The 17722-nt window shown below is 44.8% G+C and carries 11 protein-coding genes and 1 pseudogene; 5 read left to right on the top strand and 7 right to left on the bottom strand.

From position 1 onward, the window contains the following. Positions 1 to 55: 55 nt before the first annotated feature. From BJP34_RS20100 to BJP34_RS20080, 5 genes are all read right to left on the bottom strand, one after another. Complete coding sequence (locus BJP34_RS20100; RefSeq protein ID WP_070393879.1) at positions 56 to 424, bottom strand: hypothetical protein; 369 nt, start codon at positions 422 to 424, stop codon at positions 56 to 58. Between the two features lie 361 nt (positions 425 to 785). Next, positions 786 to 1436, bottom strand: a complete 651-nt coding sequence (locus tag BJP34_RS20095) for a hypothetical protein (protein ID WP_070393878.1) — start codon at positions 1434 to 1436, stop codon at positions 786 to 788. A gap of 243 nt (positions 1437 to 1679) precedes the next feature. Further along, on the bottom strand, positions 1680 to 2123 hold the full coding sequence (locus BJP34_RS20090; protein ID WP_070393877.1) for a hypothetical protein: 444 nt from the start codon (positions 2121 to 2123) through the stop codon (positions 1680 to 1682). 308 nt (positions 2124 to 2431) lie between these two features. Beyond that, positions 2432 to 3358 (bottom strand): M56 family metallopeptidase, encoded by a 927-nt coding sequence (locus tag BJP34_RS20085; RefSeq protein WP_070393876.1) that lies wholly within the window; start codon positions 3356 to 3358, stop codon positions 2432 to 2434. Beyond that, the gene (locus tag BJP34_RS20080; RefSeq protein ID WP_070393875.1) at positions 3358 to 3780 is read right to left on the bottom strand and encodes a BlaI/MecI/CopY family transcriptional regulator; all 423 of its coding nucleotides are present in this window, start codon (positions 3778 to 3780) and stop codon (positions 3358 to 3360) included. Before BJP34_RS20080 ends, BJP34_RS20085 begins: the two co-directional genes overlap by 1 nt. A 240-nt stretch (positions 3781 to 4020) precedes the next feature. Here BJP34_RS20080 and petJ point away from each other — a divergent pair. From petJ to BJP34_RS20050, 5 genes and pseudogenes are all read left to right on the top strand, one after another. Next, a pseudogene (gene petJ, locus BJP34_RS20075) lies at positions 4021 to 4350 on the top strand (cytochrome c6 PetJ); the annotation flags it as partial. A gap of 811 nt (positions 4351 to 5161) precedes the next feature. Then, complete coding sequence (locus BJP34_RS20070) at positions 5162 to 6919, top strand: 4Fe-4S binding protein (protein ID WP_229423945.1); 1758 nt, start codon at positions 5162 to 5164, stop codon at positions 6917 to 6919. 259 nt (positions 6920 to 7178) lie between these two features. Then, positions 7179 to 8681 (top strand): 2Fe-2S iron-sulfur cluster-binding protein, encoded by a 1503-nt coding sequence (locus BJP34_RS20065; RefSeq protein ID WP_229423944.1) that lies wholly within the window; start codon positions 7179 to 7181, stop codon positions 8679 to 8681. 1455 nt (positions 8682 to 10136) lie between these two features. Next, entirely contained in the window at positions 10137 to 11879 is a 1743-nt protein-coding gene (locus BJP34_RS20055) for a vanadium-dependent haloperoxidase (RefSeq protein ID WP_070393870.1), read from the top strand. Positions 11880 to 12265: 386 nt separating this feature from the next. After that, positions 12266 to 13168, top strand: a complete 903-nt coding sequence (locus BJP34_RS20050; RefSeq protein ID WP_070393869.1) for a ParA family protein — start codon at positions 12266 to 12268, stop codon at positions 13166 to 13168. A gap of 224 nt (positions 13169 to 13392) precedes the next feature. On the opposite strand, the gene ileS is transcribed toward BJP34_RS20050, so the two are convergent. Continuing rightward, positions 13393 to 16272, bottom strand: a complete 2880-nt coding sequence (gene ileS, locus BJP34_RS20045; RefSeq protein WP_070393868.1) for an isoleucine--tRNA ligase — start codon at positions 16270 to 16272, stop codon at positions 13393 to 13395. A gap of 230 nt (positions 16273 to 16502) precedes the next feature. After that, complete coding sequence (locus tag BJP34_RS46065) at positions 16503 to 17468, bottom strand: Ycf66 family protein (protein ID WP_070393867.1); 966 nt, start codon at positions 17466 to 17468, stop codon at positions 16503 to 16505. Between the last annotated feature and the right edge of the window lie 254 nt (positions 17469 to 17722).

The raw sequence follows: 17722 nt of genomic DNA, 5'->3' as shown, positions 1-17722 counted from the left end.
GATTACCAATTACCGAAGCTTTTCAGTTTTACAGTACCCATGGGACTAGATGATATTACTCCTCTTCATCCATAGAGGAATTTACTAGCAGTTGAATTATTCCTTTGCCTTTGGAGAAGATTGTAGATTTATCAATTTCAATACCTAGCCCCAAGCCAATCAAGGTTAACCCACCCATTACGAGACTAGAAGGAGCCGACTTGGTGGCAAAAGAAATGTTTTCCTCACCATTTACCCGTTCATAGGAAGCTTCCAGTGACTGGAATCCCAAAATCATCGCCACAATCAGAGCAAAAACATACCCTCCCCTTACTATCGGCTGCTTTTCATTATGATTGTCAGTTGGATAATTCACTAAAGCACTAGTGCTGGCTTCATAGTTCTGATTGCCAGAAGGCACCGAATTAATTGATTGGTTTTGCATAGTTATTTGTTGGCAAACAGTTTTAGGGAAATAAATCGCTGTTGGCTACGTAGCTGCTCGCGTAGCGTGACCATTCGCGTAGCGTGGCCTAATGGCCAAGGTCAATCGCGTAGCGTGGCCTAATGGCCAATCAAGTAGACCATTAGATTCAGCGATCAGTTATAGAATGAGCGTACTGAATTGACCGGTCAAGAAAGTCAGGTAACACCATTACGTTCGCGTAGTGTGACCATTCGCGTAGCGTGGCCTAATGGCCAAGGTCAATCCTTAAGCGGGAAGCCGCTTACCTAGGTAACAGGATCAACGATTTTGAGTCTTGGTGGTGAGTGATGGCTGATAGAAAATGGAAACTACATGGAAACTAACTTGCTAACGGTTCTGATATTAGTTCCCAAGCATTGACATTGCTGACACCAATGCGCACTGGTACGTTCAGATAATCATCTACCAGGTAATAATCGGTCTCATAGCGGCCTAATGTGCCATCGGGACGCCTCAGTGTGTACTGGAATTTGGGAATGTAACGCTCCCGAGTCAATCGATCAATTAGTTCGTTGTACTCATCCCGACTATCACGCCACAAGTAGCGATAATTAAAGCCAGTCCACTGATGGGGTTGGAGAATGCCTCGCTCTGGTGCAAGTAGGTCATTGGTATGTAAGCAAACATCATTCCACATTGACGTAATTACTACAATCCGACCTTCTTCACGCTTTTCTTTGATAAAATCATTAACATGAAGGTAGTTTGCTCCTAGCAAATAGGTTCCGTCTTGGCGTATTGGTCCGGTCATCTTTGTCTGGCTCCTGAGTATGGAGGTGGGAATTTGGTAAGGTCGCTCGCATCCGGGCCAAGATACAATAGCCCGTTGGAGCCTGAGTTTTTGAGCAGATACAGCCAGCTGACTAGCATGTCGCCTTAGAGCATAAGCCGCTAATCGTGATGGAGCTTCAATATTGAAACTCTCGGTGGTAACTGATAGATGGCACCCTGAGAAAAAGAAATTGTCCATTGTTGAAGACTGAAACCTAAAATGACACGCTGACTAGTGAGTGTTGCTGTTAAGCAAGTTAAACCGGACAAACGGAGACTATGGCTAACTACTATGGTTGGTGATCTAAGTAACCGACGGCTTCCATAGTACAGTAACTGGCAGGATTGATTTTAGCCAAAAATCGCTTCAAAAAACGATAATTTCTCGCTTTACATCCCCTCTGATAGCATTAACCATGGGCAGGTGTTAGTCCGATCACGGTTATTGAATCTTTGGCAACTCGTTGTTGCTCGACAATTTTGGAAAACCGTAGAAACAGCGATCGCGAATCTCCACTAACTCATCCGTTGTCCAAGGTTCACCATTGTTCTTGCATAGCACTACACCCAAACCAATCAAGTCATCATCTGTGGGTCGGTTCCCTTCTAAGATGGCTTGCAGGTTTTCAACGCTAACTTCACTTAATCGTGATAGTTCTTCCAAGTTCCAGCCATGAATGAGATCAACAATGGTAGGAGTTTGTACTGGAACTGCTGATAGTTGGCTGCTGTCTAGGTAGTTAAAAAATTTAGTCAGCGTATCTTCTAGCCCTTCACTGTAGTCAAGCTCGTGTTCGACACAGTAGTTGCGGAAGCGCTTGAGTAGATGTTTGGGAATATGTCCTCGCAGTAATGCATACCGGGGATCTGTCTTTTTGTGAACCAATGTCCTTGTCCTCTAGCTCGGGAGAGAGCAACATATGATTGTCCTCTTATAAGTTTGGCACATTTTGTCCCGATATACTTCTATTGGTATATCGTGATATCGTGACAATAGGTTAATACACTGGTTAATACACTTAGGTAGTTACTACACTTAGGGGGTTTACTTAAGTGTTTTAGTTAAGTGTTTTCTGTGTTCGTTCCTTTTGTCGCGATATATTTATATATTTACATCACTATGTCGCGACGTCAAGGCCAAAAAAAATATTTTTTTCCCCTTTCCCTGTGGCCTAATCCGTGTTGTCTTTAAGTCTATTGATGAAACGGTACAACCAATAGGGGTAACAATACGTATAGCAACCAACTCCAATTCCAGGAGCTAGTACCAGTGGAAGACTCTTGCCCTGTCAATAGTGCATCGATTCTCTGTTGGAAGCGGCTGGGATGCACAGGTCTACTAAAGGGAGCACAGAAATTTTCCGTAGTAATCATCGGACTACTAACCATAGTTAACAGTGATTCTGCCAACAATAGGGCATCGACCCGTTTAGCGGCCCAATGGTCAGCACGGATTTCTCGTAGACTCAATAGTTCTTGCCACAATGACTCTGTATTTGGTAACCAAGCAGTGATGCGATGAATCCAGCCTAGCCAGAAAAACCAGAAGGTATCTCGGTAATGGTGGTGAGCTTGCTCATGGGTGATCACAGCCTCTAAATGTTCCGATGAAAGAGTTTCTAAGAGTCCCTGACTGACCACAAGTTCCGGTTGCCAAAAGCCAATCTGAGCAATAAAGGGTATGGGAGTGTCTAAAAGACGAGCCAATTGACCCTGACTAGCTAGGGATTCAGGGGTTTGAGTTAACTCAGGACAGTTTTCAACTCTTTCCCATTGCCCATTTTGCCATTGCCCATTTATTAAGCAAATTTGAGGTAAGGAACGAACTTGTTGCAAAGACTGGCAACCAAGCTTTGCTAACTTTAGCCACAACACTAGTGCCCAACCCAGAAATCCTAGGGCTAGACAGTAGCTGAGCCAGTCGGTACGTAACCCGATCATTTGTCCCTTTGGCCCCATGGATAGCACAGCCACAGCAGTGGTTAGGAGGAGTAGGGGTGGAGCAAGAAATTGCACTAGTAACTGTTGCCAGCGCCTGGGACAACTCCCTGGGAGTTGGTAGCTTGTGTGCCTGTGCCAGCAAGCCAGCCCTAAGGCTGCTATTATCATTACAAAATGCATTATTTTCCCTCCTTCTGCCTTTGACGTGCTGCTTGCAGTCGTTGTGCGATCGCAGAAATTTGTTCCACACTTGCTGCATCTAAGCTATCGGCAAAGGCAGCAACTACATCTGGATTGCCTACAGCTAAAAAGCGATTAAGCTGGTCATGGGCTGCGAGTACCTGGGCTTCTTGGCGAGACACTAAGGGTCTCCATAAAAAGGTACGCTGTCGTTTATCACAACTGAGCCAACCTTTCTGGGTCAAGCGGCGTAGCACTGTGGTCACTGAAGCATAGGCTAATTCCCGATCTGGGTCAGCCAAAATCTGTTCATGGACATCTTTGACAGTAGCGCAACCTAATGCCCAGATGATCTCCAAGATTTCTCGTTCCAATGGACCTAGGGAGAGTTGTTTAGGGCGATGATGGGGCAGAGGACTCATAGATAACTTGTTAAGTTTGGGTAATTTTCGGGGAAATTTGGGTGCTAGAGGTTATTTATACTGTATGAAGTTTTGAGCAGCCAGGCTATTGAGATTCATATGTAGTCGGTCTGCTGCCTTTATTTATAGTCTTGCTTCTTAGGTTTGACAGGGGTTATTAATCGGCTTACAGTCATTCATGGGAATAATTATAGGCCACTCTGTAGCCTGCTATCTGTTTTGATAAGAAGGAGAATACCCTTGAAGAAGCTGCTATCAATCCTGTTGACTGCTACGGTATGGTTTACATTTGCTCTAGAACGTCCAGCCCTCGCTGGTGATGCCGCTCAGGGAGCTAAGGTTTTTAGTCAGAATTGTGCTGCTTGTCATATCGGTGGCAATAACGTGATTATGGCCAATAAAACCTTGAAGAAAGCTGTGCTGAAACGATATAAGATGTATGACCTGGAAAAAATTAAAACCCAGGTAACCAATGGCAAAAATGCTATGCCCTCCTTCAATAAAAAGCTGACTGAGCAGGAGATTGAAAATGTGGCTACCTATGTTTTATCCCAGGCGGACAATGACTGGCAGTTGGGTAAAGAAATTTCTAATCAAAAATCCCCAGAGTCCAAATCTCCACAATTAGGTATAGAGGCTGATCAGAAGCCAGTTAATCAGGACAAAACCGATACCCTTAAACCCAAAAAGCGCCCATTCTGGCGCTCATTCTTTTGATTCCCCTCAGGTTAATTACTCGATAGCGTCATGATTTCCGGGGTTACTAAAACCGGGGATTGGCGCTTTTTGCACTTCAGGAGTATGAAGATGCGATGGACGTTCGCGTAGGGTCGGCCGTAGGCCACGCTTTCGCCGTAGGCGACGCTGCTTGAGGTGCGAACGGCTCTGCCGATAGTCCCGCTTTCAGCGAACGCTTATGATCACCAAGCCAAAGCCTATTGACAATTGGTAAAAAGCTAACTCACCCAACCCCATCAGGTAGACCTTTGAGTACTTTCGAGCAATTCCAAGCAATTATCATTCTGACAGCAAGTAGGGCTATGTCTACCAAACTGTTGCATTATAACCATCAGATTAGAACTATCTGGGGTTTTTTTGTAAAGTTATGTTACAAATTCGGAAACTGCGACATAAAAGTTGTGGACTCAACCAGATAAGTAACTGGTGACTCAAAATCAATGGTGTTAGTTAGGTTGCTAACAAACTCAAGCTCAAGAGGGTTGACCTAAGTCTTGCTGGTGTTATAGAGCAAATTATGCCTCAAGACGGGTAATGCTCATCCTCAGAATTGGTTTCGGTGCTAGCTGTTAGGAAGTACACAAATGGGTACTGGCAATGCCTGAACTGGTTTCCCACAATGGAGCAAAAGGGGGTTAAAGTGATGCTGTCAAAGGTACAAGAACAAAGTTGGCACCGAGTCCGTTGGGTGCTAGCGATTAGTTGGCTAATATTAATTTTCTCGTTGTTTTATGACCCGATTTCACACAATTTAACTGATCCTGATCATCTATTCAGCCTGTTTCGAGATCCCATACTAACCAGAGACCCATGTGTTCAAGTCCAGGGAGTATGCCTAGATGAAAAACCCTATGCCCTGGGAGCGCGACTGTTTTGGGGCATGATCGTGCCTAGCGCCATCATGATTGTGTTAGTGTTTGGTCATGAAACTTGGCGACGCATTTGCCCACTTTACTTTCTGTCCCAAATTCCCAGAGCGTTGGGATTGCAGCCAAAGCGGGATATCAGCAAAAATCCCTGGCTGGTTCGTAACCATTTATATGTCCAGTTTGCCATTTTCTTTATCGGGTTGAACTGTCGGATTCTATTTGTTAACTCTGACCGCTTGGTTCTGGGTTTGTTTCTGAGCTTGACTATCGTATCCGCCATAATGATGGTATTCCTCTATGGTGGCAGAAGTTGGTGTCATTATGTCTGTCCATTTGGGATGGTTCAGATGGTATTTACAGGACCACGGGGATTGCTTGGCACTGAAGCTCACAACGCACCGCCAAAAACCATTACCCAGTCCATGTGCCGCACCCTAGACAAGACCACAGGTATTGAAAAAAGTGCTTGTATCAGTTGTAAGTCCCCTTGTATGGATATCGATTCCGAAAAAGCCTACTGGCAACAACTGACTAAGCCTGGTCGGAAATTAGTCCAATACGGTTATTTAGGCTTGGTGATTGGCTATTTCGTCTACTACTGGTTGTATGCAGGAAACTTCGATTATTACCTGTCTGGAGCTTGGACCCATGAAGAGAATCAGTTAGGTGCGCTTTTCAAGCCAGGGTTTTACATCATGAATCACCCGATTGCGATTCCTAAACTGGTGGCAACTCCTCTTACCTTCGTTGTCTTCGTGGCCCTCAGTTGTGTAATTTGTACCAAGCTAGAGAAGCTATACAAAGCTGCTCTGTGGCGAAAAAATAAGTCTATCACTCACGAGCAGGTATTGCACCGAGTCTTTTCCATTTGTACCTTTATTGCCTTTAACTTCTTCTTCATCTACGGGGGTCGTCCCGAAATTAATCGGTTCCCTGTTCTAGTGCAATTCCTGTTTCAGAGTGTAGTGATTCTGGTGAGCAGCTTATGGCTTTATCAAACTTGGGGTCGTAGTTCCCACCAATATACCCAGGAGAGTTTGGGAGACAAGTTGCGCCGTCAACTGAAGAAGCTACCCCTGGACTTCTCGGAATTTCTGGAAGGTCGTTGTGTAGATGATCTCAAACCTGAGGAATTACACATCCTGGCTAAAACCCTACCTGGTGCTAACCAACAATACCGCTTGGGGGTATACAAAGGGGTGTTAAGAGAAGCGATCCAATCTGGACATGTCAATTCCGCTAGTAGCCTAGAGGTTCTCCAGCAGATCCGGGATGAACTGGGTATCAAGGATCAGCAACATTATCAGATTTTAGCAGAACTTGGTAAGGAGCAGGAAAACTTACCGATCTTGTATCCCCACTATGGACGGGATCCTTATAAAGTACTAAGCACCATCAAAGAGCGCCAGAAGACTAGTACTTCTAACCAACGCACTATCCTCAGGGAATCCCGCCAGCAGAATCGCTCTGATAAGCGCACCAAGCTGCTAAAAGACCGCCAAAATGAGAATCAACCAGGTGATCAGGACTAGTCCTTGGTTTCCGAAGATAGTACATTCAACAGGGTGAGACGAGGAGGATATACCGGAAAAAAGAGACCATTTTTCATAAAAAGAAAAAAAAAGGCTGATAATTATATAGCCACTGGTAAAACACTTATCAAAGACTTACTGGTGGTTCAGGCCGGGTACTACCGATGAAGACACGTTGAGATGAATTGTGAACTCACAATGGACAATCCCTTCATAAATAGCAATTGACGCAATTGACCCATTAGTTCGGTAATTTGGAGTGACACAAAACATGCTGACGACTACAATCATCAACTACCAAACCAACGAGTTACAGGAAAAAACCCTGAAACCGGAAACTGCAATTCAAGGTGAGTATCTGATTGGCCGCCATCCGAGCTGTGACCTAGTCTTGGATAGTCCTGTAGTGAGTCGTGTACACGGCAGAATCATATGCCAAGGGGGAAAGTGTTTCTTTTCTGACCTCGGTAGCACCGATGGCTCTCGGATCAATAACGAGGAGGTAGATGTTAACCAAAACTGGCTCCTGAGGGAAGATGACATCATCCGCATCGGTGAATTTGTGTTGTTGGTCAAAGACCTACAGCTCTATGGCTCTAACCAGGAAGCCAACCTGGTAGATGGTAATAGCACTGGGATAAAGCAATGGACTAAGGGTGAGATTACTGTCCGCTGTGTACAGGTCATTGATGAGACCGATGATGTAAAAACATTCCGCTTCGTTGCGGAACCACCAATACTGTTCAGCTACAAGCCAGGTCAGTTTGTCACTCTCGATTTGGAGATTGATGGCAAACCCGTGAAGCGTTCCTACTCGATCTCTTCGTCCCCCTCACGTCCTCATACCTTAGAAATTACTGTCAAGAGAGTTCCAGCACCACCAGACGCTCCTGATCTGCCAGCGGGTTTGGTGTCTAACTGGTTGCACGACAACATCAAAGTCGGATCCGAGGTGAGATTAAATGGTCCAATGGGGAAATTTACCTGTGCTGACCATAGGGCTGATAAACTGCTGTTCATCTCAGCAGGTAGTGGGATTACCCCGATGATGTCCATGTCCAAATGGCTTTGTGATACCGGTGCTGATGTGGATGTTGTGTTTGTCCACAGTGCTCGTAGCCCACAAGATATCATCTTCCATCAGAAATTACAGTTGATGGCAGCTTTGCACCCTAATTTTAAGCTGGCGATTACTACGACTCGCCCAGAGCTTGATCAAGCTTGGTCGGGGTATACCGGAAGACTCAATGAAGCCATGCTGGCAGAAATGGCTCCTGATTTTCGCGATCGCATTGTTTATGTCTGTGGTCCGAATCCCTTTATGGCAGGGGTGAAAACCATGCTAGCCGGTCTGGACTTTCCGATGGAAAACTACAATGAAGAGAGCTTTGGCGGCAAAAAGCCCTCAAAAAAGAAAGCAGCAGCAACCACTCCTGAAGCAGTCAAAGGGGAAGATCCTCCTAAACTACACTTAGTAGAATCAGCATCAACTTTTAATGAACCCACTGTGGTTTTTGCTGAGTCTGGAAAAGAGGTTACTTGTGATGCGGAGGATGTGATCCTAGATGTGGCGGAACAAGAAGGAGTGCCATTACCAAGCGGTTGCCGGATGGGAGCCTGTGGTGCTTGTAAGCGAAAGCTTCTAGAAGGGAAGGTAGAGTATGATGAGGAGCCTGACGCTCTGGAAGATGAGGAACGGCAACAAGGGATGATTTTGACTTGTGTGGCTCGTCCTGTAGGACGAGTAGTGGTTAGCGCCTAAACCTGTCTTATCAAGGGTTCAATAATGATCAGGACTTACGCACAGAATCCATGGGTAGGGTGGGCAAAACCTTGCCCACCCTACAGGTAGCGTTAAATTGAGGGATTTGCGTAAGTCCTAATGATGAATGTAGCTTGTTACTGATTAAAGTCAATAAAGCTAAAAGAGAAAAGGGAAAAGGTTTCATAACAGTTCAAATTTCGCCAAATACCTTTTCCCTAGCTGAAATATCCACAATTTTGGGGAGTTATTAATCAAAATCCGAACTCTGTGAAGATTGTGACAATTAGGTTAACAAAACCTAATAATTTGTGAAAACTACTGGTCGTGATTAGTAACTCTGATTATGACCAAGAATTTTTTCTGTGAACATACGAGACTAATTTGTGAAGATCATCACCATCAGCTTGGCCAAATCGAATCAATAACAGAAACCAGATTAATAATAGGTCCCAACTTAAAGTAGTAAACCTGACCTAGTCATAGTTTTAGCCTCTGGGGGATCGAGCTAATTATGGTCGGGATTTTGTCTGGGTTTACTATGGTAGCGGTAACTCTAATCATTACGATTACCACTTTTTTTGAAACTTGTGAAAATATGGATATCTTTTGTGAATTTTTTTTAAATTATCAATAAGCGTTCTTAAAGTTATCAGTAATTTTACGGATGATAATTGACGTTTTTTGTGAAAATACGGATGATAAATGTGAAGGATTTAAATCTAGCCAAAAATTTTGACCTATGGATCAAGTACGGAGAACTCCCAAAGACTCAGAGTAATCAAGCAGATCTAAGGAATTTATGGCCAGAGTCCCTAGTCTGTTTTGGTACTTGATTCAACCGCAAGACGTCCGTGTTTTTACTGATAGTCTTCTCGAGAGACTATTTATCCGATAGGACTTACGCAAATCCCTCAATTTAACGCTACTTGTAGAGTGGAAAAGGTTTTACCCACCCTACCCATGGAGTCTGTGTGTAAGTCCTGTCCTAAATTTTATCCTAAATTGGTGAGACGACCTGATATCATCATTGCTTTTTCCTAGGTAGGATTTGCTGAAAAAGTCTTTTGGTAAGGGATTGAGTCAGGAGTCAGGAGTCAGGAGTTAGGAGTTAGGAGAATTATATAGAAGGTAGTCCGAAGAATTCTCCCTTGATTTTTCTGCCCTTGTCTGCCCAAAATCCTAACTTTTTGAGCTTTTTAGACCGATTTGCTTGCACTTGTTTCGACCCAAAAAGGCTAAAACCTTTATCTGTCAATGCTTTCAGAGTTAATCATCAAGCCCTAGGTAACCAATCCGTTCGGCAACGACGTTTGGCTACCGTCCAATCTACCATCCAATTTTTAGACCTTTTGCATAAAAAGCCAACAACAGGCTGATAACTACTGTAGTTGCTTTGTAGAAATTGACTTTTGCAAAAGGTCTTTTGAAAAACAACCAGTCACGGGTGTAAATATGAAAAATTTATTTTCGGCTCACCATCAAGGGCGGAAAAAACGACAGCATCTATCCTCACTCCTAACCATTGGAGTAACAACCGCAGGGCTATCCCTTGGTTTGCCAGCACAAGCTATAGACCTAACACTAGACAACAGTGCTAATTTGTGGGTGAATCAAGCGTTGAGGGCCGTAGAAAATAACCCCCAATTGGGTCCGACAGGAGCCTCCCGGGCTTATGGCATCTTGGGTACTGCCATGTACGATGCCTGGTCGGCTTATGAAGGAACGCCGATTAGCACCACTCTTGGGGATACTCTGCAACGTCCTGATATTGAAAACACCCTAGAAAATAAGTCTCTAGCGATTAGCTATGCGGCTCATAGCGTCCTCTCGGACCTTTTCCCCTCTGAGGTTGCTTCCTTCGATTCGCTTCTGACTGATCTGCGATCGCTTGCTGGCAACTCTGCTTCTATCCCTACTGCTACCAACGTTGGTAAGACAGTAGCTAACAGCTTATTGCAGTTCCGACGTCAAGATGGTTCCAACCAGTTAGGGAATGACCCAAAGGGTACACTTGGTGTTCCTTACTCTGACACCACTGGCTATAAGCCCGTGAACAGTTCCAATAACGTCGTTGATATCACTCGCTGGACACCAGAACGGGTACCAATTGGCAGCCCGGATGCCAGGCTGCAACGGTTTTTGACTCCCCAGTGGGGCAAGATTACTCCCTTTGCATTGAAATCTGGGTCTGAATTTCGACCAGCAGCACCAGAACCTTTTCTGCGTGTAGAGGGTACTCTGAATCGAGAGAAGCGTACCGTCACCCTTAAGGATGGCACAGAGGTTAGTCTCTTTAAGCAAGACGGGGAGGTTAATACTGACGTTGTTAACCCTGGGTTTATTAAGCAAGCTGAGCGCATCGTTGAGGTCAGCGCTAATCTCACCGATGAGCAAAAACTAGTAGCTGAGTTTTGGGAAGACCCCTCTGGCACCCCCTTCCCTCCTGGAACTTGGCTCGGTTTTGGTTCATTCGTCTCAGAACGGGATAACCAAACCCTAGATCAAGATATCCAACTTTACTTTGGTCTGGGGAATGCAGTTTTGGATGCGGGTATTGCTACTTGGGAAGCAAAAGTCTTCTACGACTATACTCGTCCCGTCCGAGCAATTCGCGAACTCGGTGAGCTGGGCTTAATCGGTGAATTCGATCAAGAGCTAGGAGGCTTTGTGATCGAATCTTATGGTGGACCAGGAGTAGGAACCATAAAGCTATTAGCCAGTGATTTCATTACCTACCAAACTCCTGGTGCCGATCCATCTCCTCCTTTTGCGGAATTTACCTCAGGACATAGTGCTTTCAGTGCTGCTGCGGCTCAGATTTTTAAGCTATTTACTGGTAGTGATTACTTCGGCAATTCAGTAACCTTTGCCCCTGGTTCCTCTCTTTTTGAACCTGGTTTTACTCCCACGGATAAAGTCACCTTGTTTTGGGATACATTTTCCGATGCTGCTGATCAAGCTGGTCGTTCTCGCATCTACGGTAGCATTCACTTCGATGATGGAGATATCTTCGGCAGACAGTTAGGCCGAGACGTTGGTAGCAAGGTGTATGACCGGACATTATTCTTCATCAATGGTGGTGTTAAAGTTCCCGAACCTACCTCTGTATTGGGTATGTTAGTATTTGGTGCTTTTGGCGCTGCTTCCATGCTCAAAGGAAAACGGGGAAATCAATCTCACCATCAATCTCAGTAACATTATCTAAAAATTTTCCCAAGGTAAGTTTAAGAACCCTTAGTTTCCGATTAGTCTAAAAAAGAGAAGGGAAAAGGTTTCATAACATTAACGTTTCGCCAAAAACCTTTTCCCTGGCTGAAATCCCCCCCAAAATTGGGGGGTATTTTGTCAGGATACAAAACAAATCTGGCTATGACAACTGAATTCTCGAATAGAATCACCACGATACACAACGATGACATCAGCTGAGGATTCAACCGAGGATTCCAGTGTAACTCTCGACAACTTACCGGATGATTGCGCACTGCCCAAGGGTAAATTAACCATTACCATCAGAATTCTTGCCTAGTAACCAAGAATACTTAATGATAATAAATAGTGTCATGGCAAGATCACGTTAATAAATGGGATTAGTTATTAGTACAGTCAATATGAAAGGTGGTGTGGGCAAAACCACCCTCACCGTCAATTTGGCGACTTGCTTAGCCAAAAATCATAATAAGCGGGTGTTGGTAGTCGATTTAGATACCCAAATTAGTGGAACCTTGAGCTTAATGCAGCCCCAAGCATTTGCTAAAGCTAGAAAAGGAAGGCGGACATTAAGTCGGTTAATTGACAAAGTCACTAAACCTAGCTATCGCAGTCGCTTAACAATTGAGGATATTATTCAAACTGATAATTGTAATATCAAAGGATTGGATTTATTGCCAGGAGATATTGAGCTTTATGATGAATATGTAGTTTCTGATCTACTCCATAAGCAATCTATTCAGGAAGGGGAGGTGGAATTTAGTAAGGTTTGGAGCCGCTTTGAAAGTCTATTAATCAGAGGGATATTAGAGCCGATTATCCCTAACTATGACTTTATTATTTTAGATTGCGCTCCTGGCTACAATCTTTTGACTCGCAGTGGCATTGTGGCTAGTGATTTCTATCTGCTACCAGCCAGACCAGAACCTTTATCTATTGTAGGAATTCAACTCCTAGAAAGACGGATTGCCAGGCTCAAAGAAAGTCATCAGCAAGACAGTCCTCTTAACTTGCAGCTGTTGGGGATTATCTTTATTTTGTCAGGCGGAGGACTAATGGGTAGGTACTATAAGCAAGTGATGAGGCGAGTTGATAACGATTTCGATAGCAACCAAATTTTTAAAATTCGTATTCCCATGGATGTTAATGTTGCTAAAGCCGTAGATAGTTTTAGTCCTGTCGTTATCGCTCATCCTAATTCTGCTGGCTCTAAAGCGTTCTACAAGTTGACAGAAGAATTTTTGCTTAAGCTTGAGGCGATTAATACTATGGAATAGATCAGGGATTAGTTTTAAAGCTCTAATCCCTGATCTGAATATAGCGTATCTAATAGTTATGAGATACAAAAGATTTTTTACCTCTTGCCTCTTGCCTCTTGCCTTTTGCCTAAATCCAAAATTTACCTCAACCAATTGAGAACTGCTATAGATGGCTAATAGTGCTAACCGTCCTTAGCAATCTTTAAATCACCAATAACTTACAAGTTAGTTCACAAGTCACCTCAGAAGTTACCAGCTAAGGCAGCATTACAGCGTTCGCAGATGGTAGGATGCTCAGCAATTGTACCTACTTTAGATCCGTAGTTCCAACAGCGATCGCATTTTAAGCCTTCCGCATTGACTACCCCTAGGGCTATAGTTTCTGATTCAGCGCTATAGGCAGCTGTTTGTATAGCTTCTAGGGAATCTACTAATTCTACTTGAGAGGCTAAGAGGAGATAGCGCAATTCATCCACTTGATTGCCACTCAGGCTATCGGAAGGATTCATAGCTTCCAGGCGCTGCTTTAATTGTTGATCTTTAACATAAAGCAAGACCTTAGCATCTAGAGATGAGCCAATCATCTTTTCGGCTCTGGCTTTTTCGAGTACTTTATTTACTTCTGTGCGGATGGTGCGCAAGGTTGACCAGGACAGCGCTAGTTCAGGGTTTTTCCATTGTTCGTCTAATTTGACCCAACCTGACTCAAACACTGATTCATGGGATTTCTGGTAAGGTAGGTATTGCCAGATATCCTCTGCCATGTGACAGAGTACAGGTGCGATCGCTTTAGCTAAATTTTCTACTGCTATTTGTAGCACTGTCTGACAACTGCGCCGCCGTGGTGAGTTGGGAGCACTGATATAGAGTCTATCTTTGGCAATATCCAGATAGAAGTTAGACAGGTCTACTACACAGAAGTTCTGCACACTCTGGAAGAACCGGAAGAATTGATAACTCTCAAACGCTTCAGTTACATCCTCAAATACCTCTGTTATCCGGTGCAGCATGTAGCGGTCTAATTCCGGTAACTCCTGAACAGGCACCCTATGCTCAGCTGGATCAAAGTCATGAAGGTTGCCTAGCAGGAAACGGGATGTATTGCGAATTTTGCGATAGACATCGGCTAGTTGCTTGAGAATACTCTGAGAGATGGGGACATCTGAGGAATAGTCTACAGAAGATACCCACAATCGCAGCACATCAGCGCCGTAGGGGGGTTCTTTTTTCTGGTTTTTACCACCCTCAATGATTATAGCTGGTTCCAAGATATTCCCTATAGACTTACTCATCTTGCGCCCTTGGTCATCTAGAACAAAGCCGTGGGTTAAAACAGTTTTGTAGGGGGCATAGCCATTGCTGGCTACACTGGTGAGTAAGCTGGACTGGAACCAACCCCGGTGTTGGTCTGAGCCTTCCAAGTATATATCCACGGGATAGCGTAATTCTTCCCGTTGCTCGGCCACAGCTGCCCAAGAGGACCCGGAGTCAAACCAGACATCCATGGTATCGTTACCCTTGCGGTAGGTCTTACCATTATTACGATAGGATTCTGGTAACAATTCCTCTACGGATAGTTCCCACCAGGCATCGGAACCTTTCTCAGCTATAATCCCTTGGACATAAGCAATGGTTTCTTCATTGAGCAGGGGTTCGTTAGTTTCTTCGTCGTAGAATACCGGAATCGGTAAACCCCAGCTCCGTTGGCGGGAAATGCACCAATCGGAACGATCCGCCACCATCGGGGTAATCCGGTTTTGTCCTTGGGCAGGGATCCATTTTACGGATGCGATCGCATTTATTGCTTCATCCCGGAATCCCTCTACTGAAGCAAACCATTGTTCTGTGGCTCTAAAGATAGTTGGCTTTTTAGTGCGCCAATCGTAAGGATATTTATGAACATAGGGCACCTCTTTCAGCAATGACCCAGCTGTGTTCAGTGCCTCAATGATGGCTGGATTGCCATCCTTTAGCACATTCAACCCAGCAAACTGTCCCGCCTCTGCGGTAAACTTACCATCCGCATCTACTGGAGAAAGGATAGGTAAGCCATAACGCTGACCCACACCATAGTCTTCTTGACCATGACCAGGAGCTGTGTGGACTAAACCTGTCCCGGATTCAGTGGTTATGTAATCCCCACCAATCACAATTTTACTTTCCCGCTCAAATAGGGGATGCTGGTAAGTACAATCCTCCAACGCCTCACCCTTAACAGTCGTTTTTACCGTAAGTGGAGTTTCCAGAGTAGCTGATAGTCTTTCTACCAAATCCGCTGCTACTAATAGGAATTGGGTAGGGTTAGCGTGTGTACCACCTTCCACTACTGCATAGGTCAGTTCTGGATTAACTGCTACTGCCAAATTCCCAGGGATTGTCCAGGGAGTCGTCGTCCAGATCGCAACACCAAGATTTGGCAAAAATGGGTCTAGGATCTCCTTTATCCCTGGCGCTGCCTTAGTCATTGGGAAAGCAGCATAGATACTTGGGGAGGTGTGACCTTCCGGATATTCCAACTCCGCTTCCGCTAGGGCTGTTTTAGAACTGGGACTCCAGTGAACTGGCTTCAGGCCTCTGTAGATGTAGCCCTTCAAGACCATTTGACCAAAGACCCCAATTTGAGCCGCTTCGTACTTTGGGTTTAGAGTCAGGTAAGGATTTTCCCAGTCTCCCCATACCCCATAGCGCTGGAAACCTTTGCTTTGTTGCTCTACTGTTTTCAGGGCAAATTTCTTGGCTTTCCAGCGGAGTTTTAGCGGAGTGAGTTTTTGACGATCCTCTAGCTTCATAGCTTGCAATACTTTCAGCTCAATGGGCAAGCCATGACAGTCCCAACCAGGCACATAGCGCACTTTGCGACCTTGCAGCAGTTGGTACTTATTAATGATGTCCTTGAGGACTTTATTGAGGGCGTGACCCATGTGCAGAGAGCCGTTGGCGTAGGGGGGGCCATCATGCAACACGAAAATCTCGCCAGGATTAGTTTGTGACAGGCGCTCATAAATCGTTTGCTCTGCCCAAAACTGTTGGAGTTCTGGTTCTCGCTTGATAGCGTTTGCCCGCATATTAAACTCAGTTTTGGGCAGATTGACCGTATCTTTATAGCTTTTGGATGCTGTCACAGTTTAAAGCCGAAATTCTACTAGTAGAGCCGTTTATTAAGAGTTGATTAGATCCATCTAACCCACTTTAACCTGCTGACCGCTGACTGTGTATTGCTGAGTAGTTAGATTCAACATTACAGCAATATTCAACAATCAACGGTCAACAAAGGATGTTAACAAAGGATCTCAACAAAGGATATATATCTATATATATCTCTTATTATTATGGGCAACAATTTCCCCAACCTTCAACTTTCCTTGGAAGGATTGTCGGATTGTTTAGGAATCGGTTTTTTCGGAGTTGGAGCTGGTGGCGGCTTTTGTGTTGCGCTAGATTTTTCTTCCACCTTGGGATTAGGAGGTGGTGGGGCTTTGGCTTCTGGTGCTTTTGGTTCTGGTGCTTTTGGTTCTGGTGCTTTTGGTTCTGGTGCTTTTGGTTCTGGTGCTTTTGGTTCTGGGGCTTTTGGTTCTGGTGCTTTTGGTTCTGGTGCTTTTGGTTCTGGTGCTTTTGGTTCTGGGGCTTTTGCTTCTGGTGCGATCGCTTCTGGTTTCTGCTCTGGCTCCTGACTTGACTCTGGCTGTGCGGGAGGTGAGTCTTCCTTAGCCACTGCTACTGGTTGGGGCTCTTCTGTCTTAGGGAGAGTCGTTTCAGCCGAATCTAAGGTTTTAGTGTCATCTGTTGTTTCTAAAACCGCTTCTTGGGTAGTCGATGCTACCGTAGTTGCTTCATCGGCTGCAGAGCTTGGTTGGGCAGTTTTGGGATTAGTTTCCTGGGTGGGCGACGCCATGGTGGTATCTGCCGGTACAGCAGGAGTTCGGCCTGAGTCTTGGCGTTTGCCCAAAAGATTGCCAATAAAGCCAGTTACTTTAGGTAGTAGCCCTTTTAATGACTCAATTGGCAGTATTTCTTGAATCTTGGCGATAAATTCAGCTTGACTTGGGATAGGGGTTTGTTGGTCAATCGGTATCAAGGCTCGTCGCAAGGTCAAGGTTTGCCAACCCAACCAGCCTACCAACGATACACCCGCAATTTGACCGATTAAGACGCCGCCAGTAATGCGTCCAGCACAAATCCATAACACTAGAGCGTAGAATAATCCAACTCCACTCCAGATAAAGTCATATTTACGATGGACCTCTGGTAAAAAGAAGGCAGCTAGGTAAAAGACTAAGCTACCAAGAGCAATAACCAACGCCAAGAGGTATGCCAGCATTTTCGGAGTACTCCTTACGTGCTTCTTTACTCATCATGAAGCAAAATGTTGCCTCATATACAAATTATCTATCACTTAATCACTCACTTAACCTTCACCACACTCACTCTATCCAGTATAGTTTCGGCTTTCAGTACTCCTGATCTGCTACGGATCACCTGCTAATATCGAGTTGCGCTCAAACGTACAACTTTCTCTTCCACCAATCTCCCTATGTCCCCATCTCCCCATCTGCCCATCTCCATCTGTAGTCC

Source organism: Moorena producens PAL-8-15-08-1 (assembly GCF_001767235.1).
GTDB lineage: Bacteria > Cyanobacteriota > Cyanobacteriia > Cyanobacteriales > Coleofasciculaceae > Moorena > Moorena producens_A.
Note: the sequence above shows the minus strand (reverse complement) of the source record. Positions and strands in the feature narration are given on the sequence as shown.

What these genes read in the sequence shown, in the direction of transcription:
- BJP34_RS46065 (WP_070393867.1), bottom strand. Translation starts at nt 17,468, where the DNA reads ATGCTGGCATACCTCTTGGCGTTGGTTATTGCTCTTGGTAGCTTAGTC.
- BJP34_RS20085 (WP_070393876.1), bottom strand. Translation starts at nt 3,358, where the DNA reads ATGCATTTTGTAATGATAATAGCAGCCTTAGGGCTGGCTTGCTGGCAC.
- BJP34_RS20095 (WP_070393878.1), bottom strand. Translation starts at nt 1,436, where the DNA reads ATGGACAATTTCTTTTTCTCAGGGTGCCATCTATCAGTTACCACCGAG.
- BJP34_RS20070 (WP_229423945.1), top strand. Translation starts at nt 5,162, where the DNA reads ATGCTGTCAAAGGTACAAGAACAAAGTTGGCACCGAGTCCGTTGGGTG.
- BJP34_RS20055 (WP_070393870.1), top strand. Translation starts at nt 10,137, where the DNA reads ATGAAAAATTTATTTTCGGCTCACCATCAAGGGCGGAAAAAACGACAG.
- BJP34_RS20080 (WP_070393875.1), bottom strand. Translation starts at nt 3,780, where the DNA reads ATGAGTCCTCTGCCCCATCATCGCCCTAAACAACTCTCCCTAGGTCCA.
- BJP34_RS20050 (WP_070393869.1), top strand. Translation starts at nt 12,266, where the DNA reads ATGGGATTAGTTATTAGTACAGTCAATATGAAAGGTGGTGTGGGCAAA.
- BJP34_RS20100 (WP_070393879.1), bottom strand. Translation starts at nt 424, where the DNA reads ATGCAAAACCAATCAATTAATTCGGTGCCTTCTGGCAATCAGAACTAT.